Source organism: Pseudomonas eucalypticola (genome assembly GCF_013374995.1).
Classification (GTDB): Bacteria; Pseudomonadota; Gammaproteobacteria; order Pseudomonadales; family Pseudomonadaceae; genus Aquipseudomonas; species Aquipseudomonas eucalypticola.
The window spans coordinates 4,879,760-4,906,303 of sequence record NZ_CP056030.1 but is presented as its reverse complement, the minus strand read 5'-3'; the positions used below and the strand labels follow the sequence as shown (position 1 = coordinate 4,906,303).

General features: G+C 62.7%; 26 protein-coding genes and 1 tRNA gene. 16 read left to right on the top strand and 11 right to left on the bottom strand.

From position 1 onward, the window contains the following. Window positions 1-38 precede the first annotated feature (38 nt). The 13 genes from ruvC (at window position 39) to HWQ56_RS21730 (ending at window position 9,541) form a co-directional block, all read left to right on the top strand. Complete coding sequence (ruvC, locus tag HWQ56_RS21790; protein WP_176571762.1) at window positions 39-563, top strand: crossover junction endodeoxyribonuclease RuvC; 525 nt, start codon at window positions 39-41, stop codon at window positions 561-563. A gap of 98 nt (window positions 564-661) precedes the next feature. Continuing rightward, window positions 662-1,270: a Holliday junction branch migration protein RuvA gene (gene ruvA / locus HWQ56_RS21785; RefSeq protein ID WP_158156988.1), complete on the top strand. Its 609-nt coding sequence runs from the start codon at window positions 662-664 to the stop codon at window positions 1,268-1,270. After that, complete coding sequence (ruvB, locus tag HWQ56_RS21780; RefSeq protein ID WP_158156990.1) at window positions 1,271-2,329, top strand: Holliday junction branch migration DNA helicase RuvB; 1,059 nt, start codon at window positions 1,271-1,273, stop codon at window positions 2,327-2,329. It abuts the gene before it with no gap. A 136-nt stretch (window positions 2,330-2,465) separates the two neighbouring features. Beyond that, on the top strand, window positions 2,466-2,921 hold the full coding sequence (gene ybgC, locus HWQ56_RS21775) for a tol-pal system-associated acyl-CoA thioesterase (protein ID WP_158156992.1): 456 nt from the start codon (window positions 2,466-2,468) through the stop codon (window positions 2,919-2,921). 2 nt (window positions 2,922-2,923) lie between these two features. Beyond that, window positions 2,924-3,619 (top strand): protein TolQ, encoded by a 696-nt coding sequence (gene tolQ, locus HWQ56_RS21770; RefSeq protein ID WP_027978760.1) that lies wholly within the window; start codon window positions 2,924-2,926, stop codon window positions 3,617-3,619. A gap of 14 nt (window positions 3,620-3,633) precedes the next feature. Continuing rightward, on the top strand, window positions 3,634-4,086 hold the full coding sequence (tolR, locus tag HWQ56_RS21765; protein WP_008366529.1) for a protein TolR: 453 nt from the start codon (window positions 3,634-3,636) through the stop codon (window positions 4,084-4,086). Then, window positions 4,083-5,171: a cell envelope integrity protein TolA gene (tolA, locus tag HWQ56_RS21760; protein WP_158157002.1), complete on the top strand. Its 1,089-nt coding sequence runs from the start codon at window positions 4,083-4,085 to the stop codon at window positions 5,169-5,171. Before tolR ends, tolA begins: the two co-directional genes overlap by 4 nt. Beyond that, window positions 5,168-6,469, top strand: coding sequence for a Tol-Pal system beta propeller repeat protein TolB (gene tolB / locus HWQ56_RS21755; protein WP_158156994.1), 1,302 nt, complete (start codon window positions 5,168-5,170; stop codon window positions 6,467-6,469). The genes tolA and tolB overlap by 4 nt, the downstream gene beginning before the upstream one ends. Before the next feature lie 52 nt (window positions 6,470-6,521). Next, window positions 6,522-7,019, top strand: coding sequence for a peptidoglycan-associated lipoprotein Pal (gene pal, locus HWQ56_RS21750; RefSeq protein WP_027978757.1), 498 nt, complete (start codon window positions 6,522-6,524; stop codon window positions 7,017-7,019). 6 nt (window positions 7,020-7,025) lie between these two features. Continuing rightward, window positions 7,026-7,853, top strand: coding sequence for a tol-pal system protein YbgF (gene ybgF, locus HWQ56_RS21745; RefSeq protein ID WP_176571761.1), 828 nt, complete (start codon window positions 7,026-7,028; stop codon window positions 7,851-7,853). A 163-nt stretch (window positions 7,854-8,016) separates the two neighbouring features. After that, window positions 8,017-8,664 carry a 7-carboxy-7-deazaguanine synthase QueE gene (queE, locus tag HWQ56_RS21740; protein ID WP_158156998.1) on the top strand — a complete coding sequence of 216 codons (648 nt, stop codon included), beginning with the start codon at window positions 8,017-8,019 and terminating at the stop codon, window positions 8,662-8,664. A 26-nt stretch (window positions 8,665-8,690) separates the two neighbouring features. Next, window positions 8,691-9,365: a 7-cyano-7-deazaguanine synthase QueC gene (gene queC, locus HWQ56_RS21735; RefSeq protein WP_158157000.1), complete on the top strand. Its 675-nt coding sequence runs from the start codon at window positions 8,691-8,693 to the stop codon at window positions 9,363-9,365. 100 nt (window positions 9,366-9,465) lie between these two features. After that, a tRNA-Lys gene (locus tag HWQ56_RS21730) sits at window positions 9,466-9,541 on the top strand. Between the two features lie 614 nt (window positions 9,542-10,155). Here the strand turns inward: HWQ56_RS21730 and HWQ56_RS21725 are convergent. The 8 genes from HWQ56_RS21725 to HWQ56_RS21690 form a co-directional block, all read right to left on the bottom strand. After that, window positions 10,156-11,043 (bottom strand): glycosyltransferase family 2 protein, encoded by an 888-nt coding sequence (locus HWQ56_RS21725; RefSeq protein WP_158158110.1) that lies wholly within the window; start codon window positions 11,041-11,043, stop codon window positions 10,156-10,158. Window positions 11,044-11,332: 289 nt separating this feature from the next. Further along, window positions 11,333-12,151: a glycosyltransferase family 2 protein gene (locus HWQ56_RS21720; RefSeq protein ID WP_176571760.1), complete on the bottom strand. Its 819-nt coding sequence runs from the start codon at window positions 12,149-12,151 to the stop codon at window positions 11,333-11,335. A 10-nt stretch (window positions 12,152-12,161) separates the two neighbouring features. Further along, entirely contained in the window at window positions 12,162-12,518 is a 357-nt protein-coding gene (locus HWQ56_RS21715) for a multidrug transporter (protein WP_158158108.1), read from the bottom strand. Next, entirely contained in the window at window positions 12,515-13,351 is an 837-nt protein-coding gene (locus HWQ56_RS21710; RefSeq protein ID WP_158158107.1) for a sugar phosphate isomerase/epimerase family protein, read from the bottom strand. The genes HWQ56_RS21715 and HWQ56_RS21710 overlap by 4 nt, the downstream gene beginning before the upstream one ends. Beyond that, window positions 13,348-14,151, bottom strand: a complete 804-nt coding sequence (locus HWQ56_RS21705; RefSeq protein WP_158158106.1) for an NAD-dependent epimerase/dehydratase family protein — start codon at window positions 14,149-14,151, stop codon at window positions 13,348-13,350. The genes HWQ56_RS21710 and HWQ56_RS21705 overlap by 4 nt, the downstream gene beginning before the upstream one ends. Continuing rightward, on the bottom strand, window positions 14,148-15,632 hold the full coding sequence (locus HWQ56_RS21700; RefSeq protein ID WP_158158105.1) for a hypothetical protein: 1,485 nt from the start codon (window positions 15,630-15,632) through the stop codon (window positions 14,148-14,150). The genes HWQ56_RS21705 and HWQ56_RS21700 overlap by 4 nt, the downstream gene beginning before the upstream one ends. Continuing rightward, the gene (locus tag HWQ56_RS21695; protein ID WP_158158104.1) at window positions 15,616-16,737 is read right to left on the bottom strand and encodes an NAD(P)/FAD-dependent oxidoreductase; all 1,122 of its coding nucleotides are present in this window, start codon (window positions 16,735-16,737) and stop codon (window positions 15,616-15,618) included. The genes HWQ56_RS21700 and HWQ56_RS21695 overlap by 17 nt, the downstream gene beginning before the upstream one ends. Continuing rightward, window positions 16,737-17,762, bottom strand: coding sequence for a glycosyltransferase (locus HWQ56_RS21690; protein WP_176571759.1), 1,026 nt, complete (start codon window positions 17,760-17,762; stop codon window positions 16,737-16,739). The genes HWQ56_RS21695 and HWQ56_RS21690 overlap by 1 nt, the downstream gene beginning before the upstream one ends. Before the next feature lie 491 nt (window positions 17,763-18,253). Here HWQ56_RS21690 and nadA point away from each other — a divergent pair, with 491 nt between their 5' ends. Further along, window positions 18,254-19,312, top strand: a complete 1,059-nt coding sequence (gene nadA, locus HWQ56_RS21685; protein ID WP_158158102.1) for a quinolinate synthase NadA — start codon at window positions 18,254-18,256, stop codon at window positions 19,310-19,312. Window positions 19,313-19,316: 4 nt separating this feature from the next. Here the strand turns inward: nadA and HWQ56_RS21680 are convergent, their stop codons facing one another. From HWQ56_RS21680 to HWQ56_RS21670, 3 genes are all read right to left on the bottom strand, one after another. Then, window positions 19,317-20,456 carry an OpgC family protein gene (locus HWQ56_RS21680; protein ID WP_176571758.1) on the bottom strand — a complete coding sequence of 380 codons (1,140 nt, stop codon included), beginning with the start codon at window positions 20,454-20,456 and terminating at the stop codon, window positions 19,317-19,319. A 741-nt stretch (window positions 20,457-21,197) separates the two neighbouring features. Further along, window positions 21,198-22,364, bottom strand: coding sequence for a catalase family protein (locus HWQ56_RS21675; RefSeq protein ID WP_425331978.1), 1,167 nt, complete (start codon window positions 22,362-22,364; stop codon window positions 21,198-21,200). Further along, window positions 22,364-24,169 (bottom strand): di-heme-cytochrome C peroxidase, encoded by a 1,806-nt coding sequence (locus HWQ56_RS21670; protein ID WP_176571756.1) that lies wholly within the window; start codon window positions 24,167-24,169, stop codon window positions 22,364-22,366. Before HWQ56_RS21670 ends, HWQ56_RS21675 begins: the two co-directional genes overlap by 1 nt. Before the next feature lie 179 nt (window positions 24,170-24,348). Here HWQ56_RS21670 and pcaQ point away from each other — a divergent pair, with 179 nt between their 5' ends. Both pcaQ and bamJ read left to right on the top strand, forming a co-directional pair. Further along, window positions 24,349-25,272 (top strand): pca operon transcription factor PcaQ, encoded by a 924-nt coding sequence (gene pcaQ, locus HWQ56_RS21665; RefSeq protein ID WP_158158301.1) that lies wholly within the window; start codon window positions 24,349-24,351, stop codon window positions 25,270-25,272. 253 nt (window positions 25,273-25,525) lie between these two features. Beyond that, entirely contained in the window at window positions 25,526-26,299 is a 774-nt protein-coding gene (gene bamJ, locus HWQ56_RS21660) for a BamJ family beta-barrel-assembly machinery protein (RefSeq protein ID WP_176571755.1), read from the top strand. Window positions 26,300-26,544 lie beyond the last annotated feature (245 nt).

Below are 26,544 nucleotides of genomic sequence, written 5' to 3'. Positions count from 1 at the left end.
CCGGTTTCTGCTTTCCGGCCCTTCATGCTGCAGGCTTTATGACGTTAATTCTTGGTATCGACCCCGGTTCACGGGTCACCGGCTATGGTGTGGTGCGAGACACCGGCCGCGGCTGCGAGTACGTGGCTTCGGGGTGCATCCGCACCGGTGGCGGTGAGCTGCAGGCGCGCTTGCAGATCATCTTTCGTGGCGTGCGCGAGGTGGTCCAGACCTATGGCCCGGTCACCATGGGCATTGAAAAAGTATTCATGGCGCGCAACGCCGACTCGGCGCTGAAGCTGGGGCAGGCGCGTGGCGCGGCGATCGTCGCGGCCATGGAGGAAGGCCTGGAAGTGGCCGAGTATTCCGCCACCCAGATCAAGCAGGCCGTCGCCGGTACCGGTAGTGCCAACAAAGAGCAGGTACAGATGATGGTCATGCACCTGCTCAAGCTGGTGGCCAAGCCGCAGATGGACGCCTCCGATGCCCTGGCCATTGCCCTGACCCACGCCCACACGCGTTCAAGCCTGATTCCCCATGGCCTGAGCACGGCGCGCAGCCGCGGCGGGCGCCTGCGGTTGTGACTGGCATCATCTGCTGAAGATTTTTGACTTGCATGCCGCGTAAGGCCTGCAATGATGGCGGGCATTGCCTGCCGGTATCGCGACTATAGGATTGGACAGTGATTGGACGTTTGCGCGGCACCCTGGCGGAAAAGCAGCCGCCGCACCTGATTCTCGACGTCAACGGCCTGGGCTACGAGCTGGAAGTGCCGATGACCACCCTCTACCGTCTGCCGCCGGTCGGCCAGCCGGTGACTTTGCACACCCATCTGGTGGTGCGCGAGGATGCTCAGTTACTCTACGGCTTCTTTGAAAAACGCGAGCGCGAGCTGTTCCGCGAGCTCATTCGCCTCAACGGCGTAGGCCCGAAGCTGGCCCTGGCACTGATGTCCAGCCTGGATGTGGATGAGCTGGTGCGCTGCGTGCAGGCCCAGGATGCCTCTGCCCTGACCAAGGTGCCAGGGGTGGGCAAGAAAACCGCCGAGCGCCTGCTGGTCGAGCTCAAGGACCGCTTCAAGGCCTGGGAAACCGCGCCGGCGATGTTCGAGCTGATGCCTACCGGCCCCAATACCGCGGCGCCCGTGGCCACCGCCGAGGCGGACGCGGTCAGCGCCTTGATTTCGCTGGGCTACAAACCCCAGGAAGCCAGCAAGGCGGTATCGGCCATCAAGACCAAAGGCCTGAGCAGCGAAGAGCTGATTCGCCACGCCCTGAAGGGAATGATTTAAGTGATCGAAGCCGACCGCCTGATCGCCGCCACCACGGGCCGTGATCGGGAAGAACAACAGGACCGGGCCATTCGCCCCCTGAGCCTGGCCGAATACATCGGCCAGCCGACCGTGCGCGAGCAGATGGAGTTGTTCATCCAGGCCGCGCGCGGGCGCAACGAATCCCTGGACCACACCCTCATCTTCGGCCCGCCCGGGCTGGGCAAGACCACCCTGGCCAACATCATTGCCCAGGAAATGGGCGTGTCGATCAAGAGTACCTCGGGCCCGGTGCTGGAGCGCCCAGGTGACCTGGCCGCGCTGCTGACCAACCTCGAACCGCATGATGTGCTGTTCATCGACGAAATCCACCGGTTGTCGCCCATCGTCGAGGAAGTGCTGTACCCGGCCATGGAAGACTTCCAGCTGGACATCATGATCGGTGAAGGCCCGGCCGCCCGCTCCATCAAGCTCGACCTGCCGCCTTTCACCCTGGTGGGGGCCACGACCCGCGCCGGCATGCTGACCAACCCGCTGCGTGACCGCTTCGGCATCGTCCAGCGCCTGGAGTTCTACAGCACCGCGGACCTGGCCACCATCGTCAGCCGCTCCGGCACCATTCTCGGTTTGCCGGTCGAGGACGAAGGCGCCTATGAGATCGCGCGCCGTGCCCGTGGCACCCCGCGCATCGCCAACCGGCTGTTGCGCCGGGTACGCGACTTCGCCGAAGTGCGCGGCAAGGGGCACATCACCAAGCCCATCGCCGACCTGGCGTTGAACCTGCTGGACGTCGACGAGCGCGGCTTCGACCACCAGGACCGGCGCCTGCTGTTGACCATGATCGAGAAGTTCGACGGTGGGCCAGTCGGTGTCGACAGCCTGGCCGCGGCTATCAGCGAAGAGCGCCACACCATCGAGGATGTGCTGGAACCCTACCTGATCCAGCAAGGCTATATCATGCGCACTCCGCGGGGCAGGGTGGTCACCCGCCACGCCTACCTGCATTTCGGCCTCAACGTGCCGGGGCGCCTCGGCGAGCTGCCAGTGGTGGAACAGTTCGTCGATCCAGAAGACGAATAAGCCGATGGTGGCGATTTAATTGAGGTTTTTGCGGTCCTAGGGTGCAGACGAGGTTTTGCACCACCTGAACGGCGCGAAAACGAAGAAAAAACAGTTGCCTGGGCGGATTGGCAACCTGAGGAGTAAGCACTAGAGTATGCGCGCGCAAAATGGGGTTGGGTCGTTCGCACATCGCTGTCGCGTCTATTACGAAGACACCGATGCGGGCGGCGTCGTTTATTACGTCAACTATCTCAAGTTCATGGAGCGGGCACGCACCGAAAGGCTGCGTGAACTGGGTTTCGTGCAGTCGGTTCTGGCACGCGAGAACCTGCTGTTCGTGGTGCACTCCAGTGAAGCGAGTTACCGGGTGCCAGCGCGTCTGGACGACGAACTGCTGGTGACCGCGCAAGTAATTGAATTGAATCGTGCCAGCCTGCGCTTCAAACAGCAGGTGTGGCGCGAAGCGGATATGACGCTGCTCTGCGAAGGGCAGTTTTTGGTGGCCTGCGTGCGCGCCGATACTTTCAAACCCCGGGCCATTCCCGAAGCTCTGCGCGCGGCCTTCGCTGCCGCAGACGGCCCGGGTACACACTCAATAGCAGGAGATTAAGCGTGGAAGCTAACGTCGTCGACCATACCTCCATGTGGAGCTTGGTCAGCAATGCCAGCGTGGTTGTGCAGCTGGTGATGCTGATTCTGGTGGCCGCCTCGGTCACTTCATGGGTCATGATTTTTCAGCGCAGCGCACTGATCCGTGCCGGCCGCCGTGCACTGGACACTTTCGAGGAGCGTTTCTGGTCAGGTATCGACCTGTCCAAGCTCTACCGCCAGGCCGGCAGCAACCCTGACCCGGATTCGGGCGTGGAGCAGGTCTTCCGCGCCGGCTTCAAGGAATTCTCGCGCCTGCGCCAGCAGCCGGGTGTGGACCCTGACGCGGTCATGGACGGCGTTGGCCGTGCCATGCGCGTGGCCATCTCCCGCGAGGAAGAAAAACTGGAGCAGACCCTGCCGTTCCTGGCCACCGTCGGCTCGGTGAGCCCGTATATCGGCCTGTTCGGTACCGTGTGGGGCATCATGAACTCCTTCCGCGGCCTGGCCGGCGCCCAGCAGGCCACCCTGGCCACCGTTGCCCCGGGTATTTCCGAAGCCCTGGTGGCCACCGCCATCGGCCTGTTCGCGGCCATCCCGGCGGTCATCGCCTACAACCGCTTTGCCGCCCGCAGCGAAACCTTGATCAGCCGCTACTACACGTTCGCTGACGAGTTCCAGGCCATCCTGCACCGTAAAGTGCACACCAGCGAAGAGTGAGCAGGTAATTACCCATGGCCCGAGTTCGCCAGAAACGCAAGCCGGTCGCCGAGATGAACGTGGTGCCCTACATCGACGTGATGTTGGTACTGCTGGTTATCTTCATGGTCACCGCACCGATGCTCAACCAGGGCGTGAAGGTTGACCTGCCCAAGGTTTCCAGCGAAGCCTTGCCCCAGGACAACAACACCCAGGTCCTGACCATTTCGATCAAGGCCGACAAGACCTACTACTGGAACCTTGGCAGCGAAGTCGACGCCGACAAGGTCCAGGACAAGGCAATGACCCTGCCTGCCATGACCGACGCCGTCACCAAGATCATCCGCGCCGGCAACGAAGGCGGCAAACGTACCCAGGTATTCATTCGTGGCGACAAGTCCGTGGACTACGGCGCCGTGATGGGCGCCATGGGCGGGTTGCAGAAGGCGGGTGTCGGTAACGTTGGCCTGATTACCGAGGCGCCCTGATGCGACAACGAGAGCCCTCCGCCTCGGAAAGCTATTTCTGGCCCAGTGTCTGGGCCATTGCCCTGCATATCCTCATTTTTGGCATGCTGTTCGTCAGCTTCGCCATGACCCCGGATCTGCCCCCTGCCAAGCCCATCGTCCAGGCTACGCTGTACCAGCTGAAGTCGAAGAGCCAGGCCACCACTCAGACCAATCAGAAGATTGCCGGGGAGGCCAAGAAGTCGGCTGCCAAGCAGACCGAAGTCGAGCAGATGGAGCAGAAGAAGGTCGAGCAGGAGAAGCAGGAGCAAGCTGAGAAGGCCGCGGAACAAAAGCAGGAAGAAGCTGCTCAAAAGGCCCAGGAAGCCAAGAAGGCCGATGACGCCAAGAAGGCTGCCGCCGACCAGGCCAAGGCCGCCGCGGCCGACGCCGCGAAGAAAGCCGACGACGCCAAGAAGGCCGCCGAAGCGAAGAAAGCCGAGCAGGCCGATATCGCCAAGAAGAAAGCCGAGGAAGACGCCAAGGAAAAAGCCGAGGAGGACGCCAAGAAAGCCGCCGAAGCGGCGAAGAAGGCAGCCGAAGACGCGAAGAAGAAAGCCGCGGACGATGCTAAAAAGGCAGCCGAAGCTGCCCAGGAAGCGAAAAAGAAAGCCGCCGAGGACGCGAAGAAGGCTGCGGCCGACGACGCCAAGAAAAAGGCACAGGCAGCTGCCCGCAAGGCCGCTGAAGACAAGAAGGCGCAGGCATTGGCCGATCTGCTCTCCGATACACCCCAGCGCCAGCAGGCACTGGCGGACGAGCAGGGCGACCAGACCGCCGGCAACTTCGACGACCTGATCCGTTCCCGCGCTGCAGAAGGTTGGGCTCGCCCACCGTCCGCGCGCAAGAACATGACAGTGGTACTGCAGATCAACATGTTGCCTGACGGCACCATTACCAACGTCGCCGTTGCCAAGTCCAGTGGCGATGGCCCGTTCGATGCGTCAGCAGTGGCTGCGGTCAAGAACATCGGTCGCCTGGTCGAGATGCAGGGCCTGAAACCGAGTGATTTCAACCCTTACCGCAATTTCAAGATGACATTCACCCCTGAGGACCTTGCCTTGTGATTAACCTTCTTCGAGGACTGCTGGTTGCATTGTGCTGCGTCGCAGCCGTTGCCCAGGCAGATGAAAAGAACATTATGGTCACCAGCGGCAGCGATCGGGCCACCCCGATCGCCGTCGTGCCCTTCGGTTTCCAGGGCGGCTCCGTGCTGCCCGAGGACATGGCACTGATCATCGGCAATGACCTGCGCAACTCGGGTTACTACTCGCCGATCGACAAGCAGAACATGATCAGCACCCCATCGCAGCCAGGTGAAGTGGTATGGCGCGACTGGCAGGCCCTGGGCGCGCAGTACATCATGGTCGGCAGCATCGTCCCTTCGGGCGGCCGCCTGCAGGTGTCGTACGCACTGCTCAACGTCAACACCCAGCAGCAGGTCCTGACCGGCAGCGTTTCGGGTAGCGTTGATCAACTGCGCGACATGGCGCACTACATCTCGGACCAGTCGTTCGAGAAACTGACCGGCATCAAGGGCGCGTTCTCCACTCGCCTCCTTTATGTAACGGCCGAGCGCTTCAGCACCAACAGCACTCGCTACACCCTGCAGCGTTCGGACTACGACGGTGCCCGCGCCGTGACCCTGCTGCAATCGCGCGAGCCGATCCTGTCGCCACGCTATGCCCCGGATGCCAAGCGCATTGCCTACGTTTCGTTCGAGCAGAAGCGCCCGCGCATCTTCGTGCAGAACGTCGATACCGGTGCCCGTCAGCAGATCACCAACTTCGAAGGCCTCAATGGTGCGCCGGCGTTCTCGCCGGACGGTAGCAAGCTGGCGTTCGTGCTGTCCAAGGACGGCAACCCGGAAATCTACGTCATGGACCTGGCGTCCCGTGGCCTGACCCGCCTGACCAACGATCCGTCCATTGATACCGAGCCGTTCTGGGGTAAAGATGGTCGTACTATCTACTTCACCTCCGACCGCGGCGGCAAGCCACAGATCTATAAGCAGTCGCTGGGCGGTGGCGGTGCCACGCGCGTTACCTTTATCGGTAACTACAATGCCAACCCTAAACTTTCCGCCGATGAAAAGACCCTGGTCATGATCCATCGCCAGGACGGTTTCACCAACTTCAAGGTCGCTTCGCAAGATCTTGAGCGCGGAAGTGTAAAAATCCTCACAGATTCAAGTCTTGATGAGTCGCCTACTGTTGCGCCCAACGGCACCATGGTAATCTACGCCACCCGCCAGCAGGGCCGGGGAGTCTTGATGCTCGTGTCGCTAAACGGCCGCGTGAGGCTCCCGCTTCCTACCGCTCAAGGCGAAGTCAGAGAACCGTCCTGGTCCCCTTACCTGAACTGACGCGGCGCTTTACGTTTTACTTAACACATTGGGGTTCATTAGGAGTTTCACGATGGAAATGCTGAAGTTTGGTAAATTTGCTGCGCTGGCTCTGGCCATGGCCGTAGCTGTAGGTTGCTCTTCGAAAGGCGGCGACAACGCTGGTCAAGCAGCTGTTGACCCTAACGCTGGTTACGGCGCAAACACCGGTGCCGTTGATGGCTCCCTGAGCGAAGAAGCTGCTCTGCGCGCAATCACCACCTTCTACTTCGAATACGACAGCTCGGACCTGAAACCAGAAGCCATGCGCGCTCTGGACGTCCACGCTAAAGACCTGAAAGCCAATGGCGCTCACGTCGTACTGGAAGGTAACACCGACGAACGCGGTACCCGCGAGTACAACATGGCTCTGGGCGAGCGTCGTGCGAAAGCCGTTCAACGCTACCTGGTTCTGCAAGGCGTATCGCCAGCTCAGCTGGAAATCGTTTCCTACGGTGAAGAGCGTCCAGTTGCCACCGGCAACGACGAGCAGTCGTGGGCTCAGAACCGTCGCGTCGAACTGCGTAAGTAATTCGATATGCGAACGTGCCGCCGTGCTGTAACTATTCTGGCTCTCGCCCTGCCACTCGTGGCATGGGCCGAGGTTCCTGTGGTTGATGGTGATGGTTCCAATGGGACCAGCAGCTATCCGCCTTCGGGTTATGGCACGAGCGGCGCCTACGCTGACTCCGGGGCGCAAGCCCCGGTTTCGGCGCAGGGTCAGCTGTTCATGCAACTGCAGCAAATGCAGGAAGACATCGCGCGTCTGCGCGGACAGGTCGAAGTCCAGCAAAACGATATCCAGCAGCTTAAACAGCAGAGTCTGGAGCGTTACCAGGATCTCGATCGTCGCATTGGAACCGGCTCTGCACCTGCAGCCGCCGCGCCTTCCGAGAATTCTACTGCCGGTGGCGATATCAACGCCGCCGGTACTCCGGTGCCTCCGTCAGCAGCCGCCCAGGCGCCTGCGGCCAGCACCGAGCCGGGTGACCCGGCCAAGGAAAAACTGTACTACGATGCTGCCTTCGACCTGATCAAGGCGAAGGACTTCGACAAGGCCAGCCTGGCGTTCGCCGCCTTTCTGCGCAAGTACCCCAACAGCCAGTACGCCGGCAACGCGCAATACTGGTTGGGCGAAGTGAACCTGGCGAAGGGCGACCTGCAAGGCGCCGGTCAGGCCTTTGCCAAGGTCAGCCAGCTATACCCAAAGCACGCCAAGGTGCCGGATTCGCTGTACAAGCTGGCTGACGTGGAGCGCCGCCTGGGTCATACCGACCGGGTCAAGGGCATTCTGCAGCAGGTGGTCAGCCAATACCCAGGCACCTCAGCGGCGCAACTGGCCCAGCGTGACCTGCAGAAAATGTGAATCGGCACTGCCGATTTGAAGAAACCCGCGCTTGCCGCGGGTTTTTTCGTTAGAATTGATGCCCTTTTATTTCAATACCCTTCCCTGAACGGCGCGTTGGCGGGTTCATCGAAGTGCCCAACGGAGGCGGTCAGCCTGTTTAGCTGTCATGCCCGTGGACCCTATGCAAGACACATTACGCATTACCGAAGTCTTCTACTCGTTGCAGGGGGAGACTCGTACCGCGGGCCTGCCCACGGTTTTCGTGCGCCTGACCGGCTGCCCGCTGCGCTGCCAGTATTGCGACAGCGCCTACGCCTTTTCCGGTGGCACCCTCCGCACCCTGGACTCGCTCATGGAGCAAGTGGCGCAGTTCAAGCCGCGCTATGTCTGTGTCACCGGCGGCGAGCCGCTGGCCCAGCCCAATGCCATTCCGCTGATCGCACGCCTGTGTGATGCCGGCTACGAAGTGTCAGTGGAAACCAGCGGCGCCCTGGATATCTCCAAGGTCGATACCCGTGCCAGCCGTGTCCTGGACCTCAAGACGCCAGCGTCCGAGGAAAGCCACCGCAACCGCTACGAGAACATCGAGCTGCTGACCCCCAACGACCAGGTCAAGTTCGTGATCTGCTCGCGGGATGACTACGACTGGTCGGTTTCCAAACTTATCCAGTACGGGCTCGACCGTCGCGTCAGTGATGTCCTGTTTTCGCCAAGCAAAGGCCAACTCAACGCCACTGACCTGGCCGACTGGATCGTTGCCGACAACCTGCCCGTACGCTTCCAGGTGCAGTTGCATAAACTGCTGTGGAACGACGAGCCCGGCCGCTGATCCCATCTTCCTGAAGGACACCAGACATGACTGACAAAAAAGCGGTAATCCTGCTCTCCGGCGGCCTGGACTCGGCAACTGTCGTAGCCATGGCCAAAGCCGAAGGCTACAGCTGCTACACCATGAGCTTCGACTATGGCCAGCGCCATCGCGCCGAACTGGACGCCGCCGCCCGCGTCGCTCGCGACCTGGGCGTGGTGGAACACAAGGTCATTGGCCTGAACCTCAACGGTATCGGCGGCTCGGCCCTGACCGACAGCAGCATCGACGTGCCCGAAAGCCCCACCGAAGGTATCCCGGTCACCTACGTGCCAGCACGCAACACCGTGTTCCTGTCCCTGGCGCTGGGCTGGGCCGAAGTATTGGGCGCCCGCGACATCTTCATCGGCGTCAACGCCGTGGATTATTCCGGCTACCCTGACTGCCGTCCCGAGTTCGTCGAAGCCTTCGAGCGCATGGCCAACCTGGCGACCAAGGCCGGCGTGGAAGGGCAGGGCTTCAGTATCAAGGCGCCGCTGCAGAACCTCAGCAAAGCCGACATCGTCAAAGCAGGTATCGCCCGGGGGGTGGACTACAGCCTCACCGTTTCTTGCTACCAGGCTGATGACCAGGGCCGTGCGTGCCGCAAGTGCGACAGCTGCCGCCTGCGCGCAGAAGGCTTCGCCGCAGCGGGCGTGAACGACCCGACGCGATATTTTTGAATTTTTTTTAAAATAGGTGTTGAATAATCCTTAGAAATCAGTATTATACGCACCACAACGCAGCGACACAGACACACAGTCGCCAGCGATGCAACACAGCGGGTCGTTAGCTCAGTTGGTAGAGCAGTTGGCTTTTAACCAATTGGTCGTAGGTTCGAGTCCCACACGACCCACCATATGCAAGAAGAAAAGAGCCGGAAAGTGCACAGCACTCTCCGGCTTTTTTTGTGTCTGCATTTTTTGGGCTGGCTGAATTCGTGGCCACCGCGTATGGCCTGCCTCCCGCAGCAGCGGCCAGCGCGACCTTGAAGTGTTCCTGGTTTTCCACTTTATTGATAGTCGCTTGTTATATTCCAGTGTGTAGTTACATTGCAATATATGTAAGTGAGCGATATATCTGCATGTATTGCTGGCGAACCTGCAGATCGAGCTGCTACCCCAGCGCGAGCCTGGGCAGCTGGAGTATGCCTTGAACGTTCAACTCACATGCGGCGCCAAGGCTGCGTTCGGTACTACGTTGGCGCCCGGGGGCAGGGTAGTGGTGCGGCACCTGACCCGCCAGCATTACCTGAGCTGAATACACCCTCGGCGCAGACCCCAGCGGCTTTGACGAGTGCCGATGGCTGCGCGACGAACTGGGCAAGCTGGACCACCCGGCTTGCCTGGATATCGACTGGGACCGTGGAGCACCTGTGCTGTTGTTCGATCCAGGCAGTGAACGCTCAAGCCCGAGGCGACGCCTGTGCTGATCACGCACCATGGCTGGTCGTTGCCTGGTTCCGCGCCATCGCTAACGTCGCGATGCCAGCAAACGCCACAAGCCCCGCACGGTCTTGCGATTCCAGTGGCGCAGGGGGATGTCACGCAAGGTGGTGCGGGCCAGTGGTTTGTCGCGGTTGGCGTACTTGAGGAACATCGAGTTGCGAAACCGCATGCACACCGCTTCGTACTCGGGGTGGTCGCGGAACCGGGCATAGGTCTTCAGCACGTTTTCCACCATGAAGCGACCGTTCTTGAAGGTGTTGGTGGGGTGGTCCCGGTATTGGGCCAGCACCTCGCCCAATACATCGATGCAATAGCCGGCCCGCAGGATCGAGAGGGTGATGTAGATGTCCTCCAGGCGGATGTCGGGGTCGAAGCCGCCCACCTTGTCCAGCGCCTCGCGGCGGAACATCAGGGTGGCCGCCGCGGGGCCCGGCTTGCGGCCCAGGAAGAGGTCGTCGAAGTCCAGGCGTCGAAACGGCAGGTCCCGGTTGCGCTGCTCCCGGGCGCCCATGACATTGCCCTGATGGTCGATCGTCTCGATGTTGGCCGAGCACACGCCCACTTCAGGCTTGCCCTCGAGGTACTCGACCTGGGTGGCGATGCGATGGGGCAGCATGATGTCGTCGGAGCCAAACGGAACGATCAGCGTGCCCCGGGCACGGGCAATGGCAGCATTGAGGGTCGCGGACAGGCCCTGGTTGGCCTGAACCCGCAAGTCGAAACCGTGCGCGGCCTGAAGCTGCGAAAGCAGGGCCACGCTGTTGTCGGACGAACCATCATCGATGACCAGCAGTTCAATACGCGGGTAAGTCTGGCGAAGCACACTGTTGATACTGGCCTCGATGTAAGGCGCATGGTTATAAGACGCAATGATGACCGTGACCAGCGGTACGTCGGGAACAACATCAAACATGGCACTACCTTCGAAATACCAATACAGGGCGGCGCGATGAATATCAGGCGGTGTGGAATCAGGGCCGGCGGGGCGTGTAGCCATTCAACGCTGGATAAACAGGGACTGGAAGCCTGCCATGTCCAGGCATTCGATGCACGTTTTTTATGTATGTATTAGTAACTTGAAGAGTGGGTATCAGTAGTAATGTCAGGGTAGGTAAAGTTCAGTATTTTTGCGTACGAAGTTGTTTGGTTTTCATCATGACAGTTTCAATGTCTACACGAAAGATAGAGCGTCTGGATGATGCTCAAGTGGCGGGCGGGTCATAGCGCCCGAGGCAAGCGCGTGCCAGCACGGCCAGCACCGCCAGGTTGCCGCGCACGCTGCTGATCTTGGTGGGCACCTCACCCTTGGGGTAGCGCCGCACGGTGGGCAGCTCGACGCAGCGGTACCCCAGCCGAGGCGCTCGGTACGACAGGTACGCCAGCAGCTCATAGGTCATGAACACATCGCGGAAGATCGCCACCTGAGGATCCAGCAATAGCCGCCGGCTATAGGCGCGGTACCCCTGGGTGGTGTCGCTCCAGCGAAAACCCGACGCCCAGCTCAGCAGGGGCGCGTGTATATAGCGGATGGCGAAGTGGCGCGAAGGCGGGGTGTTTTCCGCTATGCCGCCTTCGATGAACCGCGACGCCTGAACGAAATCGACGCCGCGGCGCAGGGCCTGGATGAAGTCGGGAATGGCCCGCGGATCATCCTTGTCGTTGCCGTCGATGGTCACCACGCCTTCGTAGCCCTGGTCCAGGGCGAAGGCGTACGCGCAGCGCAACTGGGCGCTGAGCTTGCCCGGGCCGGTCTTGACCAGCAACCCGCGTACCCGGGTTTTGCTCAACAGCGCGCTATTGAGGGAGCCGTCCTGGCTGCCACCGTCGACGATGATGATATCGGCCAGATGGTCCAGGGCCATGATCGCCATGCGCTCGAGCAGATGACGGATGCGTTCGCCCTCGTTGATGACCGGAATGACTACGCACCAGTTGCGCTGGCGGCCCAGCCACAAGGGCAGCTCGTAGTTGGGAACCTGGCGTGCCGCCAGGCCGGCGGGCACGAATTGGGCAGATGTCATGGGCAATACCTCAGGCGACCCGGGCGGTGATCAAGGCCACGCCGGCAATAACCAGAAAGACCCCGGCACCGGTGGTCCAGTGAAAGGGTTCACGCAGTAGCAGCACCGAAGACAGGGCGACCGTGGCCACGGCCCCAGCGGTCAGCACCGGATGGGCAACGTTGAGCGGCAACCGGGCCAACGCCGCGGCATACAGCAGGAAAGCGCCGCCGTACAATGCCAGCCCCAGCCAGAACGGCCAGTTGGCCAATGCCGCCATGGGCTCGGCCAACGAGGGGAAGCGTCGCGGGGGCATCATCGCCATTTTCACCAGCACGCTGGCTGACGCGTTGGACAGAATGCCCAGGATCAGGATTGCCCATTTCATGCACGTACTCCGCTGTCATGGTGTCGGTAATGGCGGGTGGCGGCCTGCAAGGCACGTTCGAGCACCGGGAGGGTGGGTTGGTCAGGTGGCGTGAGCATCTCGATGGTCACCACCTGTTCCGGCAGGTAGCCGCGCAAGGCGCTCAGCACCCGTCCATGGTCGGTACCGCCTTCGCCCAGGGGCACCAGGTGCGGCTCGCTGGCATGCACATGGCCGATCAGGTCGGCGTGGTCGTGCAGCACCCGGGCCGGGTCCTCGGCATTGAGCGTCAAGGCGCCCGTGTCCAGCTGCATGCGGATCGCGTCGTGGGCGACCAGGCGCACCATGTGAGCGGTTTCGTGGCTGTCGAGCATGAAGTTGGCGCCGTAGCAGGCGGGGTTCGGCTCCAGGCAGATCACCACGCCGTGGTCATGGGCGATGTCTCCCAGGCGGCGGAAAAAACGCATCGCCACTTCCAGGCTGTGCTGAGGTTCCAGGCCCGCCCGATCACGGTTTTTCGGCGAGCCGAACACCAGGCGCCGGGCCCCCAGGCCGGCGGCGATACGGCACACGGCGGCGAGGTGGGCGAGCATGGCTGCCTGGCTGTCACTGCCGGCGAACAGGTTCAGGCCACGGGTGCCGAACAGCAGTGCCTGCATGCCGTAAATCTCGATACCGCGTGCACGCCACCAGCGCCGAACCTGGCTGATCTGTGCTTCGGAGGCCTGGGCGGGGTTGGGAAAGTATTTGCCGGGGGCGACATCAATCGCGTCGATTTGCAGTTGCTGAAGCAACTTGCTCACGGCCATGTCCTCGGCGCGCTCCCAGGCAATATTGGAAATGGCCAGCCTCATGCGTGTACCTCCACAGGCAGGGCAATGCCCCGCGGTTCAGACTGGGCATAGGCGCGCACCGCCAGCAGGGTGTCGCGCGCGCTGTAAGGGTAGCGGCCGGCGGCGCCGTACAGGTTGGCGAAGCGGCTGTGCAGGTCATAGCGGGCGGGCGAGGCGCTCAGGTGGTTCTCCAGCTCCCGACCAAAACCCTGGCGGGCCAGGCGGGCGACGCTGAGCGGCTCGGCGCACAGGTGTACCAGAGACAGGCCAGCCTGCAAGGCGGTCTGGATGTCGTACCAGAGATTGACCATGGGGTAGAACTGGAACACCCCGCGGCTGTCGACGGCGGTCAGGTTGTTGTCGTGCAGCAGGTCGAACAATACGTTTTTTCGCAGCCCAGGGCCGACCAGGCCGGGCAGGCGCACGATCAGGTGGCAGGGAAAATGCTCGGCCACGAACTTTTCCAGGCGCCGACGGTGCAGGCCGTAGGGCTGCAGGCCGGTTTCGTCCACGGTCGTGTATTCATCCACCCCGATGGGGTGGGAAAAGACGTCCACCGTGCTGATCAGCACGAATACTTTGCAGCGCACGGTGCGCAGGTGTTCGATCAGTGAATCGATGGCCTGCAGGTCGGCTTCCGGCTCGCGGTTGGCGAGCCACTTCTGCGCGGGGGCGCCGGCACACACCAGGGTGTCGAAGGGCAGGTGATCGATCTCGCCGATGGTGGTGGAGCGGTAGTGGGCGGCGAAGGTAGTCTGGCGAAGTAGCGTGGAGCCAACGAAACCGGTGTAGCCAATCAGTGCATCGCGGGTCGCGGTCATAGGGGGCCTCGGCAATTGAGGTGCAACAATTCGGCATCCGTCACGCTCAGTTCTGAGGTGTAGGCACAACGGTATTTGTCCAGTGCGGCCTGCATCAGGTTGCCCACCCCGGTTTCCCCTGGCTGCAGGTCCAGGTGCGAGGTCAGGAAGTACACCGAGTCGCTGGGCCGCTGGGCGAGCAGTTGGTCGATGTCGTTGGCCATGGTGGCCATTTCCTGACTGGGGTCGCGGCGCCGGGTGGTGTCGTCCAGGCGGGTGAAAAAGTGCTGGCGGGCAAGGCCCGGGTCCAGCAGTTGGTAATACTCCAGCGATGGCTGGGCGTTGGGGTGTACCAGAATCTCGCTCGGCGGCATGGCCGAGATGTACTGGTAAAGGGCGTTGTTGTCGGTGTACTGAAAGTTGTCGCCGTCCAGGTTGTTGTGCACGGCCTTGGCGGCTTGTAGCGCCAGCAACGCCAGCAATGCCCAGCCCAGCACCTTGAGACTTTTGCTCATGCCCTGGGTAAAGGTGAGAATGGCGAAAGTGTCGATCACCAGGCTCAGGGGCACCATCCAGATCACGTGGCGCGGGTAGGTGGCGGGGTAGACGCCAGCGACTTTGCCCACCAGTACCAGCACCACCAGCACGCAGAAAAACTGGTTGACCCGATGGATGAAGGTGCGCGGCGGGTACACCAGCAGCATCAGGCTCGACACGACCGACACCGCCATCAGCACCTTGCCATAGGCGCCCAGCAGCGCGTGCAACACGCTTTCCAGCGCCTGCGCCGGGCCGCTGCTGGCGTAGGTGCTGTAATTGCTGATCTGGTACGTGGTCAGGTATTTCATGCACACATACGACAGCGCCACGCAGGCAGCGGCGACCACGAAACCGCCGACCTTGTACAGGCGCTGGCTGCCGTCGTCGCGGCTCACGAACCACCAGCAGGCATACGCCAGCAAGCCGCCGGCGATGATCAGCGTGGAAAAGCCCAGCAGGCTGATGAGCGCGGCCACCAGCAGCGTCCAGTAGATGTCGTCGCGGTCTTCGGCTTCGCGGATGGCCAGAATAGCCATGAAGCTGCCGCTCATTTCCAGGAAGTAGAACTTGAGTTCGGTGAAGTGGAAGGCTGTGGAGAACGAATTGCCGATCACCGCCAGCAGGAACACGAACACGCCCCAGCGATAGGGGCGAAACAGCAAGGCGACGGGAATGGCCAGCAGCAATGACACCGCCAGCACCGACAGGCGCAGGGGCCGGATATCGTAATGGAACACCGTCATGACCAGCTTGAAGAACACCGACGCCAGTACCGGCTCGGCCTGGTCATAGAAGGGCAGGGGCGCCGCGAAGTCGGCCGGGTTGCTGATGGCGATGATGTTCTTGAGCAGCATCGCCTCGTCCATCCACACCGAACGTGCCGACAGGGTCACGAAAATGCTGGCCAGTACCAGCAGCGCTACCAGGGTGCAGAGCTTCGACAGTTCAAAGTGCTTCATCATCGAGTTTCTCCAGCACGTCGTAGAGGTTGTCGATCTTGCCGCCCAGCACCGAAAAGCAGCCGGGCAACGTGGCGTGGCGTTCGAAGAGAATCGGCCGACCATCGTCGGCTTCATTGCGCTGCAGCACGGTTTTGACTTCGTACAGCGAATCCACGTGCCGGGCATCGGCTACCGCCGGGATGTAGCGGGCCACATCGCGCACCATGCGGTCCACCCGGCTGACGCGCGCGTAGTCGCGCAATTTGCGGTACGGGTCCAGCCCTGGCTTGTCCTGCCAGCTCAGGTGTGGGGTGAAGCGCACATGGGACAAGGTATGCAGGCCCCGGGCAGGGAAGGGCATGAGGGAAAAAAACGGCCCGTCCATCACCGTGATGCCCAGGCCTGCCAAGGGGGCAGGCATGGCCATCAGCGCCATTTCGGTGATTTCCTGCTTCAGCGGCGTGCTCACCCCGGGGAAGTCACCCGCTAGCTGGTTGGTGCCGCTGTAGCTGCAATTGAACACGTAGCGGCTGTCCACGTGGGTCTTATCGCCGCGCTCGTTTTCCAGCTGCACCCGCAGCCCATCCGGGGTTTTATCGACAGCCAGGGCGCGGGTGCGGTAATGCACCTGCACCGCGAAACGGTCCAGCTCGCGCAAGGCCCACTCCGCCAGGCGGGTACTGTCGAAGGCATACTCCTGCACGGCGAACACGTCTTCGATCAGGCGCGCCTGGAACAGCTCGCGCAGGCTCGCCGGCGCTTGCTGCACCGGCGCACCGATGTCGCGGCAGAACCGCTCGAATTGGCGGGCGGTCAGTTTCGAGTTGTGCCGCGCGATGGCATACAGCTTGGTGAAGTCCTGCCTGACCGCCAGCGGCCAGTCACGCACAAAGCGCGGCAGGTTCACCCGGCTGCGGTACGCCGTGGTGTAGCTGCGCGGGTAGTGGTAGCCATTGTGCACCCGCGCCTGGTTGTTATAGGACGCGCGCAGCATCAGCGCTGGCTCGCGTTCTACCAGCAGTGTGTGCCTGAACCCGCGCTGGGCGGCCAGGTACACCGCAATGGCGGCGCCGTAGAAACCGCCGCCGATGATGACTGCGTCGTAGGGTGGCGCGTGAGTACTCATCAGGAGAACCGCCCGGTCACGACGGTACCCGTCTCAAGGGGGGGCGCCGCGGCTTCCTCGATGTTGAGGCGCTCACGGCGGGTCACGCGGGCGCTGGTGAACTCCTGGGCCACGTGATATCCCGGGCCCTGCTGGCCGGCGCTGGCCATGTTCATCAGGTATTCGCCCAGCACCATCAGTACCAGCGAAATCAGGAAAAACATCCCCGATTGCTGCAGCGACAGGCTGATCCAGCCTGGCGCTACGTCGGTCTTGAAAACGCCGATGGCAACCACGTAAATGCAGTACATCAAGTTCATGACTGCACCGAATAGCGATAGCGCCGTAACCAAGCGCATGGGCCCGCGGGTAGTGGACAGCAGCAGGCCTACGCCGCGGTCGATGTTGTCCCGCAGGCGCTTGCGCGGCTGGGGCCGGGGTGGCTGGCTGTAGCGCAGGTTGGCGCGGGCGAAACCGCCAGTCGCCGGCAAATGGCGGTAGCCGATGACGGGCTTCGGGTGTTGCAGGATGAAATTGATGACTTCCCGCGACATCAGCCGGTAGGGGGGCGCCTCCCTGGCCAGGTTGATGCCGTTGAAGCGGTGGTAACACCAGTGGAACACCCGGAATGCCAGGCGATAGAGTGGCCCTTGGCGCGGCCGCTGTTCGTTGCATACGAAGACCACATCGGCGCCCTGGCGGGCTTGGTCCAGTAGCTTGGGCAGGTAGCGGATGTCATCGGTCATGGGGTCGATCACCGCCACATGGTCGCCCAGGGCGTTTTCCAGGCCGGCCCAGGAGGCCGTGTCGATGTCCACTTCCTTGGTCAGCGCGTAGACCTGCAGGTTGGCGATGCCCGTTTCGGCGCTCAGGTGCTTGAGCACGGCAATGCTGGCATCGGTGGAGGCATTGTCGACCACGATCAACTCGTAGTCGCGAACCATGGCGCTGACCACTTCAGTAGCGTCCAGCAGCAGGGCTTCAAGAAAATCGGCATGGTTGCGAACGACAAACACCACCGACAGAAAACTCGGGACGTGGGCCATGGGGGCGGTTCTCTAGACGACAGGACACGGACCGGCCCGGCGCTGACTGGCCAGGCGGCATTGGCAAACACGATGAGGTGGGCAGTGCGAAGGGAGGGCGGAACGGCGGGCAGGCTACCGCCAGGCAACAGGACGGTTGCCGCTGGCCTGTCGAGGGCCGGGCGCCAGGTTTTCTATGTGTATCCTGACTTTAAACGTCCTGTTACAACCGAGGCTAGCGCAGCGCCACGATCTTGGCTACCGCTGGATGATTAAAAGTGCCGAATGGGCAACGTCCATTTGTCAGCTGACCACAGGGCCTGTTATCTCCGCCTCTCGGGCTCCAGGCGCTGCGCCGCAGGCTGGCATAAAAAAATCTTTGGAATTCATTCCGATGGCTGTAGCCTTCCCCGGCCTGGCGGTCTGTACCACCAGGGAAACAACGCCCAGGCTCGCGTAAGCCGGGTGGTATACTCGACTTTCGCGCACAAGCGCCTGCAGGTCTTGCCAACATGACGCAGATTTCCGAACGCCTTCTGGTCCAGGCCCACCTCGACGCCAAACAGCCCAAACCGCTGACCGTCGAGCAGGAAGCCGACTACCGTGCCGCCATTGCCGCCGAGCTCAAGGCTCAGGATGCGGTACTGGTGGCGCATTTCTATTGCGACCCGGTGATCCAGGCCTTGGCCGAGGAAACGGGTGGTTGCGTGTCCGACTCGCTGGAAATGGCCCGTTTCGGCAAGAACCACCCCGCCCAGACCGTGGTGGTGGCGGGCGTGCGGTTCATGGGCGAGACCGCCAAGATCCTCACCCCCGAAAAGCGCATCCTGATGCCGACCCTGGAAGCCACCTGCTCGCTGGACCTGGGCTGCCCAGTAGAAGCGTTCTCGGCATTCTGCGACCAGCACCCCGAACGCACGGTGGTGGTTTACGCCAATACCTCGGCGGCGGTCAAGGCCCGGGCCGACTGGGTGGTGACGTCCAGTTGCGCACTGGAAATCGTCGAAAGCCTGATGGACAACGGCGAGACCATCATCTGGGGGCCGGACAAACACCTGGGCCGTTACATCCAGAAGCAGACCGGTGCCGACATGCTGCTGTGGGACGGCGCTTGCATCGTTCACGAAGAGTTCAAATGGCGTCAGCTGGAAGACATGAAGGCGCTGTACCCGGACGCTGCCATTCTGGTGCACCCCGAGTCGCCGGAGTCGGTCATCGAGCTGGCCGACGCCGTGGGTTCCACCAGCCAGTTGATTGCCGCGGCCCAACGCTTGCCGAACAAGACGTTCATCGTGGCCACCGACCGGGGCATCTTCTACAAGATGCAGCAGTTGTGCCCGGACAAAATCTTCGTCGAGGCGCCTACCGCCGGCAATGGCGCGGCGTGCCGCAGTTGCGCCCACTGCCCCTGGATGGCCATGAATACTCTGGAGCGCACCCTCACGGCACTGCGCGAAGGCCGTAACGAGATTTCCGTCGACCCTGCGCTGATCCCCAACGCGGTACGCCCCCTCAAGCGCATGCTGGATTTCACCCAGGCCGCACGCATGAAGGCGGCTGGCAACGCCTGATTGCCTAGGCGTTGCTGACCACGCCCGTTGCCGTTGGCAGCGGGTTGGTCAGGCGCTTGTTCCACTCCAGCCACTGCCCCAAGGCCAGCATCAGGCCCACGCCGGCGATCGCCGTGGCGAGCTGCATGGCCAAACGGTCATCCGCCAAGGCGTTGGCCATGTCGGCCAAAGGCGCCAGCACCACGCTCAAACAGAAAATCTCCAGCGAATAGCGGCCCATCATCGCGACCTTCTGCACCAGCCAGTGCTGAACCCAGGCGCCGGTGGGCACCAGTTTGGCCATGCAATAGGCCAGCGCCAGGAAATGCACCAGGCGCACCGGCGCCAGGTTGGTCTTGCTGATGGGATAGAGCCTTTCGCTGATCCATTGCGGCATGAACGCGTCATGCACGGCCGGCCATTTCCAGCTCAGGGCAATGGGCACGCTCAGCGCCGCGACGGTGGCGCAGGCCACGAATAACGGCTGGCGATACAGCGGGCGCGGGTCTGCGGCGCGTGGTTGCTGGCTGTACAAGGCCGCCGCACCGCCCAGCACGAACAGGGCCTGCCAGGCGTACGGGTTGAAGTACCACAGGCCGTTGCCGTGGGCGGGAATGTTCCAGCCAAACCACTGGGTCAGGCCGTAGACCGCCAGCGACAGCCCTACCGCGTGGCCGGTGTGCTTGACCAGCAGCGGTAATACCAGGGGCAGGCCCGCCAGCAGCACGATGTACAACGGCAAGGGGTCCATGAGGTTGGGCTTGAAGCGCAGCAACAGTTCGTCCACCAACGCCTGTTGCGGGTCGAGGAGGAAATAGTTGAGGTTCATTTCCTGGATCATGTCGCGGGTTTCGACATGGCTGTTGGCGACGAAAATGATGCCCATCAACAGCACCAGCAGGAAAATGTGCACCACGTACAGCACCCAGGCGCGGCGCAGGATGCGCACGCCGGCGATCAGGTAGCCGCTGCGCTGGGCGATCTTGCCGTAGGCCAGCACGGCTGCGTAACCTGCCAGGAATACGAAGATTTCGGCGGCGTCGCTGAAGCCGAAATTGCGCAGGGTAAAGTTGGCGAGGGGGTTTTGCGGTATGTGATCCCAGAAAATGAAGATCAACGCCAGCCCTCGATAGAAGTCGATACGGTGGTCGCGGCGGGTGATCATGACGATTGGCCTTGAGCGAAGGTGGTTGAATAAGGATAGGCGCGCGGCAGGCCTGGTTCCGCCAGAACGCAGGCTGCCGATCAGCGGCGGGGAGGGTGGCGCTTTTCGCGGGGGAATGCAAAAGCGGGTTATTACTGGATGTCACAGCGCCCCGGTCTCCCGGCCCCACCGCGCAGCTCCTTACAGGGTTGGATGCGATGGCGAGGCTTCCCCTGTGGGACCGGGCGCAGCGCGGGAAGCAGGCGCTGTGGTCCCCCAGCCCCACCGCGCAGCCCCTTCCCGAGCTGGCGCCCGGTCCCACAGGTTGGCCGCGGTGGTGGGGTTTACTCTGTGGGACCGGGCGCAGCTCGGGAAGCAGGCGCTGCGGTCCCCCAGCCCCACCGCGCAGCCCCCTCCCGAGCTGGCGCCCGGTCCCATAGGGTTGGCCGCGGTGGTGGGGTTTACTCTGTGGGACCGGGCGCAGCTCGGGAAGCAGGCGCTGCGGTCCCCCAGCCCCACCGCGCAGGCCCTTCCCGAGCTGGCGCCCGGTCCCACAGGGTTGGCCGCGGTGGTGGGGTTTACTCTGTGGGACCGGGCGCAGCTCGGGAAGCAGGCGCTGCGGTCCCCCAGCCCCACCGCGCAGCCCCTTCCCGAGCTGGCGCCCGGTCCCACAGGGTTGGATGCGATGGCGAGGCTTCCCTTATGGGACCGGACGCCGCGGTTTCCCAGACCCACCGCGCCATCAAGCGTGAAGCATGACCGTCAGGGGGCTGTCCCGAACCGCGCGTTACGTGCATGTCGGTATTCACTCACCGCTTCGTACACCGCTTTACGCAATCGGTTGATGCCGCCGATCGGCCGGTGGGCTTCGATACCGTGCCAGGGGTTGAACGAGAGGTTGTCACACATCAGGTTCTGCGCCGGGGTGTCGAAGTCCTGGGGTGGGACGCGCACGGTGGCCACCGTCTGGAAGGGGGCGTCGCTTTCCTTCCACTGCACGCTGGTGTCCTCGATGGGCATGTACTTGCTCGGGTCCTGGCGCTGCACCTGGAGCATGAAACACGCCGGTTGCTGGTCAGTGGTCAATTGCTGGTGCAGGGCGGTGCGCAGAAAATTGGGCAGGTCCTGGTTCTGCTTGGCCACGGTGTAAGGCGGGCAACTGCCAGGGTCGGGCACCACGCGGAATTTAACGTTGGCGCTGCCGAACTTGTACGGCGACACCGAATAGTAGGTAGCCAGGGTAGGGCTCAGCGGCGCCTTGGCCAGGGTCGCCTTGGCGATCAGCAGGTGCCGCAACTGCCAACTGCGTGGGTCGATGCTGGGGAAGAATGCCATCACTTGCTTGCCGTCCGCCTGGGCACCGATGTTCTGGCGGTATTCGGCCACGTCGCTGACGAAGAAGTTGGGGTGGTTGAACATCACGAAGTCCTGCTCGTGGCGGTCAGCCTGGTCAGCCATCAACGGTGTGCCCGGCACATCCAACAGCTTGATTGCCATGCCCCGGGCGTCCTGCAACTGGTCGAACTGCGGGTAGGCGTTGCCGTTGGACAGGCGGATCCAGGCCTGCCAGGTCTTGCCCGGCTCGGCGAACACGCCCTGACGCAGCTCCGGCGCCAGGTTCTGCGGCACGCTGACCTGGGCCGTGACGCAACCGTGGGCCTTGGCATGGGCGTCGCGCAGGTAGCGAGTGGGCTCGCGGTGCTGGTCCACGATGCGGATGGCGGTCTGGATGATGTCCTGGGTCATGGCGGCCTCGCCGGGCGGTACCTGCTCCTCGGCGGGCACCGGCCCGGAAAATTTCCAGGCGTAGTAGCCGTAGCCCACGGCGAACGCCAGCGCTGCCACTGCCAGCAACCACAGGGCAAGCTTGAGCAGGGCTCGCGCCAGGCGGCAGAACAAACCCGGCCGGCGGGTGGTGTCACTGAACATCATGGCAATTGCTCCTCTAGCGGGCCGCCCAGCACTTTCAGGTATTCGATGAGGTCACGGCGATCCTGTGGCGCCAGGTAGCGACCGATCACCCCTCGGCCACGGGGGCCGTCACGGAATTCATGGCCGCTGTTGTGGTTGCCAGTGATGGCGGTGTCATACAGGAAGGCACCGTCGAAACGCTCGGTGCGGTAGCCCAGGTTCTGCGGGTCGTATTCCAGGCTGCCGCGGTAGAAAGTGCGCGGGCGTTCGTCCTGGGGTGACAGCAACAGATAGACGCTGGGGACCGAGCCGTTGTGCAGGAACGGCGGCGTGGCCCACACGCCATCCAGCGGGCGCGCCTTGTAGGCGTTGACTTCCAGCACGCCGATACCCAGGCCGAAGCCGTCGTAGCGGGCGCGCTCGGCGCCTTCGATGCCGGCCGCGCGGTAGGCGTGGTCTTCGACGAAGGCGGTGACATAGGCCAGGCCCTGGGCCACGGACACCTGGGTGAGGTCCAGCTTGCCGGGGTCGGGTTGGACCGTCACACCCAGTTTGCCCAGTTCATCGGGGTTCCACTTCAGGCTGCTGACGTCATAGCGGTGCGTGGCGATATTCGCGGCCACGGTGGGGTCAGTGCCGATCTCGTCGACCGGTTTGAGCACCATGGTGCGCACGGGACGGCCGCCTTCCTGTTTCACCGGGGGCACGTGGCACATCGCGCAATTGGCATTGAACAGGGCGCGGCCGGTGGCTGCCCTGGCCAGGTCGACCTTGCCCAGGATATCTTCCGGCCAGGCAGGCGGCTTGAGGTGCTGGAGCGTCTCTTCGATACGGTACAGGTCGCGGATGCGCACGCTGGAAGGGTAGCGGGCGTCACCGGTCAGCGGCTGGCCATGGTCGTCGAAGAATTGCAGCGTGGTACCCACGCCCAGCGATTCCCCGACATTGCGGGCCATGGGCTGTTGGGCCGAACCGGTCCACTGTACCCAGTCGAATGTCCAGATGTCCCACAGCTGCGGGTAGTCCACCGGCGCGTTGGCCACCCGGTAATTGGCGGGCGAGAGGGCGTCGCCGAAGGTAGCGTTGGCGATGCGCCCGAACGCATCGGTGCGCCCGGGGCCTTCCTGCGTGGGGTACAGGCCGCGGTGCCAGTCATTCCAGGCGGTGTGGGCAAACCTGTCGAGCGTCGCCTTGAATTGCTTGCGCAGGGTGTCCTTGTCGCGGTCGTAGTGGTCACCCAGGACGCGGTGCGCGAAGCGGCTCCACTTCCAGGGCAGGTAGTAGGTGGCCGCCAGGCTCGACACCAGTGCCTGGCCAAAGCTGCCACCGCGCAGGGTGGGCACGCTGGAGGGCAGCACGTGCTGCGCGGTGCCGCCGTCGATGCGTACGGCCTGGCCGTTGAAGCGCAGCTCGCCGGTGTGGCACGCGGCGCAGGTGATGTCCAGGTACTCGGCCGGGTCCCCCTCATTGCGGTGGCGAGCGAAACCCACCGGCAGGTTGCCTGGGTTGGCGGCGCTGGCCTGCTGGTTGGGCTCGGTCAGGAAGCCGAAGCGGGCCATGTACGGAGGCGCGGCGAACCGGTCCTCGGAGAAGGGCAGTTCCAGCTGGGTGAACCAGTCGTAATGCAGGCCCTTGACCTGGGTGCCCTGGGGCGTGAAGTAGTACAGTTCGCGGTCGGCAGCGCTCCACTGGTCCAGGTAGCGCAAATTCTGCACCGGCTCGTAGCGTGGCAGGTTGGGCCGGGCGGTGTAGTAGAGCACCACCGCCATGGCGGTGACGACGAGAGCGAGCAGCACCAGCAGGCTGCGATGAATCAGGCGCACGGTGAACGTCCATGTTGGAAATAGACTGCGTGTTATGCCTGATTATATATACAGTGGCAAGTGGCTATTTCCGTACTTTTTGTAGTTTTTTCGACAAAGCTTGAGCGAACATTCCTACGCATTCGGATGACCTGCACAGGTTGCTGGCAAGGCGACGCCCACCTACGTAACATCAGGACATGAATCTCGACACTCGTATCAAATTCCGCCACTTGCTGTGCTTTCTCGAAATTGCCCGCCAAGGCAGCTTCGCCAAAGCCGCCGATGCGGTCGCCATCAGCCAGCCCGCCATCTCCAAGACCCTCAAGGAACTGGAGGACTTGTTGCAGACCCGCCTCTTCGACCGCGACAAGAGCGGCGTGGAACTGACCCCCGCCGGCGTGCGCTTCATGCGATACGCTGCACCGTGCGTGCAGGCCCTGCGCGATGGGGTCAGTTCCCTGCGCAGCGAGGAACATGAGCCGCCCCAGGTCAGGGTGGGGGTGTTGTCCACCGTCGAAAGCCTGTTGATGCCCGAGGTGCTCTGCCGCCTGAACGAACGCCACGCGGCGCTGGTGGTCAGCGTCGCCACTGGCCCCGGCGCCCATTTGCTGGCGCAATTGCACGTGGGTGAACTGGACGTGGTGATCGGGCGCATGACCGACAGCCCGCAGATCCAGGGGCTGATGTTCGAGCACCTGTACAGTGAGGCCATGACCCTGGTGGTGCGCCCGGGCCACCCGCTGCTGGGCCAGGTGCCGACAGACCGCGCCAGCGTCAGCCGGTATCCGTTGGTACTGCCCCTGGCCGGCACCACTATTCGCAAGCATGCCGACAGCCTGTTCGTGCAGTGCGCTATCGAGCCGGCGCTCCAGCGCCTGGAAACCTTGTCGCCCACCCTGAGCCGCCGCTACGTGCTCAGCAGCGATGCTATCTGGGTAGCGCCCCGTGACGCCGTATTGCTGGATATCCGAGAGCAGGCTTTGTTCGAACTCGACCTGGGGGTGCGCGAGCCCGGCGGCTCGGTGGGTATCTGCAGCAATGCATCCCTGGCGCTGCCGTTGCCAGCCCAGTGGTTGTGCGACGTCGTGCGCGAGGTGGCGGCCAGTTACCGTGAAGGCTGAGGGGCGGTCTCGTCCCTGGCGGCCCTACAGCAAATCTCCATCCGCTGTAGGACCTGGTGAAGCATCGGAACAGGACACGACCGATCCAACTGTAAGGTTTCGGTAAGGTTCGCGCCCATTTCGATGAAACCCTTTAAACCCCTGAACTTATCGTCATTTCCCGGCTCTCATGCCGGTAGCCATTGGTCGTGGCCGCCTGATAAGCTCGCGGCTTTACTCGATTGCCCATTTGGCGCATGAACAAGGAAATAGCATGAAACAGCATCGGTTGGCGGCGGCGGTTGCCTTGGTCACTCTGGTACTCGCAGGTTGCGACAATCATTCCAGCGTGGAACTGAAAACCCCGGCGCAGAAAGCTTCCTACGGTATCGGCCTGAACATGGGCAAGAGCCTGGCTCAGGAAGGCATGGATGATCTGGACTCCAAGGCCGTCGCCCAAGGCATCGAAGATGCTGTCGGCAAGAAACCTCAGAAGCTCAAGGACGATGAACTGGTCGAAGCCTTTGCCGCGCTGCAGAAGCGTGCCGAAGAGCGCATGACCAAGATGAACGCCGAAGCCGAAGCTTCGGGCAAGAAATTCCTGGAAGAGAACGGCAAGAAGGAAGGCGTGGTCACCACCGCTTCCGGCCTGCAGTACCAGATCATCAAGAAGGCCGACGGCCCGCAGCCGAAGCCGACTGATGTCGTGACTGTTCACTACGAAGGCAAGCTGACTGACGGCACCGTCTTCGACAGCTCCATCGAGCGCGGCAGCCCGATCGACCTGCCGGTCAGCGGCGTGATCCCTGGTTGGGTCGAAGGCCTGCAACTGATGCACGTTGGTGAGAAGGTCAAGCTGTTCATCCCGGCTGACCTGGCCTACGGCGCGCAGAGCCCAAGCCCGAAAATCCCGGCCAACTCGGTGCTGGTGTTCGACCTGGAGCTGCTGGCCATCAAGGATCCGGCCAAGGCCGACCAGGAGCCAGCCGCTGCTGACGCCGACAAGGCTGAAGCAGCCGACAAGGCTGACAAGGCTGCCTCGAAGTAATTCACAGCCCTGTGGAAAAGCGCCCCGCTCTGCGGGGCGTTTTTTTTCGCCCCCATGATCGGCCACGGCGGCCGCCCCTTGGGTGAAACTGTCGGGCTGCCAGGGAGTCTTAATACCAAGGCCCCACTCGGGCTGCGCAAACGTTCACGCCGCACTGGCCTGGGCGGTGTCAAAGTGTGTAAAAAACGCCCGATCCAACCTCGACCCTTGCACAGCGTGGCTTTCAGCCATTAAAACGAATGCTG

Excerpts from the sequence above, each read along its gene's own strand:
- ruvC (WP_176571762.1), top strand. The coding sequence starts at position 39 with ATGACGTTAATTCTTGGTATCGACCCCGGTTCACGGGTCACCGGCTAT.
- ybgC (WP_158156992.1), top strand. The coding sequence starts at position 2,466 with ATGCGCGCGCAAAATGGGGTTGGGTCGTTCGCACATCGCTGTCGCGTC.
- tolR (WP_008366529.1), top strand. The coding sequence starts at position 3,634 with ATGGCCCGAGTTCGCCAGAAACGCAAGCCGGTCGCCGAGATGAACGTG.
- pal (WP_027978757.1), top strand. The coding sequence starts at position 6,522 with ATGGAAATGCTGAAGTTTGGTAAATTTGCTGCGCTGGCTCTGGCCATG.
- ybgF (WP_176571761.1), top strand. The coding sequence starts at position 7,026 with ATGCGAACGTGCCGCCGTGCTGTAACTATTCTGGCTCTCGCCCTGCCA.
- queE (WP_158156998.1), top strand. The coding sequence starts at position 8,017 with ATGCAAGACACATTACGCATTACCGAAGTCTTCTACTCGTTGCAGGGG.
- queC (WP_158157000.1), top strand. The coding sequence starts at position 8,691 with ATGACTGACAAAAAAGCGGTAATCCTGCTCTCCGGCGGCCTGGACTCG.
- HWQ56_RS21725 (WP_158158110.1), bottom strand. The coding sequence starts at position 11,043 with ATGTTTGATGTTGTTCCCGACGTACCGCTGGTCACGGTCATCATTGCG.
- HWQ56_RS21720 (WP_176571760.1), bottom strand. The coding sequence starts at position 12,151 with ATGACATCTGCCCAATTCGTGCCCGCCGGCCTGGCGGCACGCCAGGTT.
- HWQ56_RS21715 (WP_158158108.1), bottom strand. The coding sequence starts at position 12,518 with ATGAAATGGGCAATCCTGATCCTGGGCATTCTGTCCAACGCGTCAGCC.
- HWQ56_RS21710 (WP_158158107.1), bottom strand. The coding sequence starts at position 13,351 with ATGAGGCTGGCCATTTCCAATATTGCCTGGGAGCGCGCCGAGGACATG.
- HWQ56_RS21705 (WP_158158106.1), bottom strand. The coding sequence starts at position 14,151 with ATGACCGCGACCCGCGATGCACTGATTGGCTACACCGGTTTCGTTGGC.
- HWQ56_RS21700 (WP_158158105.1), bottom strand. The coding sequence starts at position 15,632 with ATGATGAAGCACTTTGAACTGTCGAAGCTCTGCACCCTGGTAGCGCTG.
- HWQ56_RS21695 (WP_158158104.1), bottom strand. The coding sequence starts at position 16,737 with ATGAGTACTCACGCGCCACCCTACGACGCAGTCATCATCGGCGGCGGT.
- HWQ56_RS21690 (WP_176571759.1), bottom strand. The coding sequence starts at position 17,762 with ATGGCCCACGTCCCGAGTTTTCTGTCGGTGGTGTTTGTCGTTCGCAAC.
- nadA (WP_158158102.1), top strand. The coding sequence starts at position 18,254 with ATGACGCAGATTTCCGAACGCCTTCTGGTCCAGGCCCACCTCGACGCC.
- HWQ56_RS21680 (WP_176571758.1), bottom strand. The coding sequence starts at position 20,456 with ATGATCACCCGCCGCGACCACCGTATCGACTTCTATCGAGGGCTGGCG.
- HWQ56_RS21675 (WP_425331978.1), bottom strand. The coding sequence starts at position 22,364 with ATGTTCAGTGACACCACCCGCCGGCCGGGTTTGTTCTGCCGCCTGGCG.
- pcaQ (WP_158158301.1), top strand. The coding sequence starts at position 24,349 with ATGAATCTCGACACTCGTATCAAATTCCGCCACTTGCTGTGCTTTCTC.
- bamJ (WP_176571755.1), top strand. The coding sequence starts at position 25,526 with ATGAAACAGCATCGGTTGGCGGCGGCGGTTGCCTTGGTCACTCTGGTA.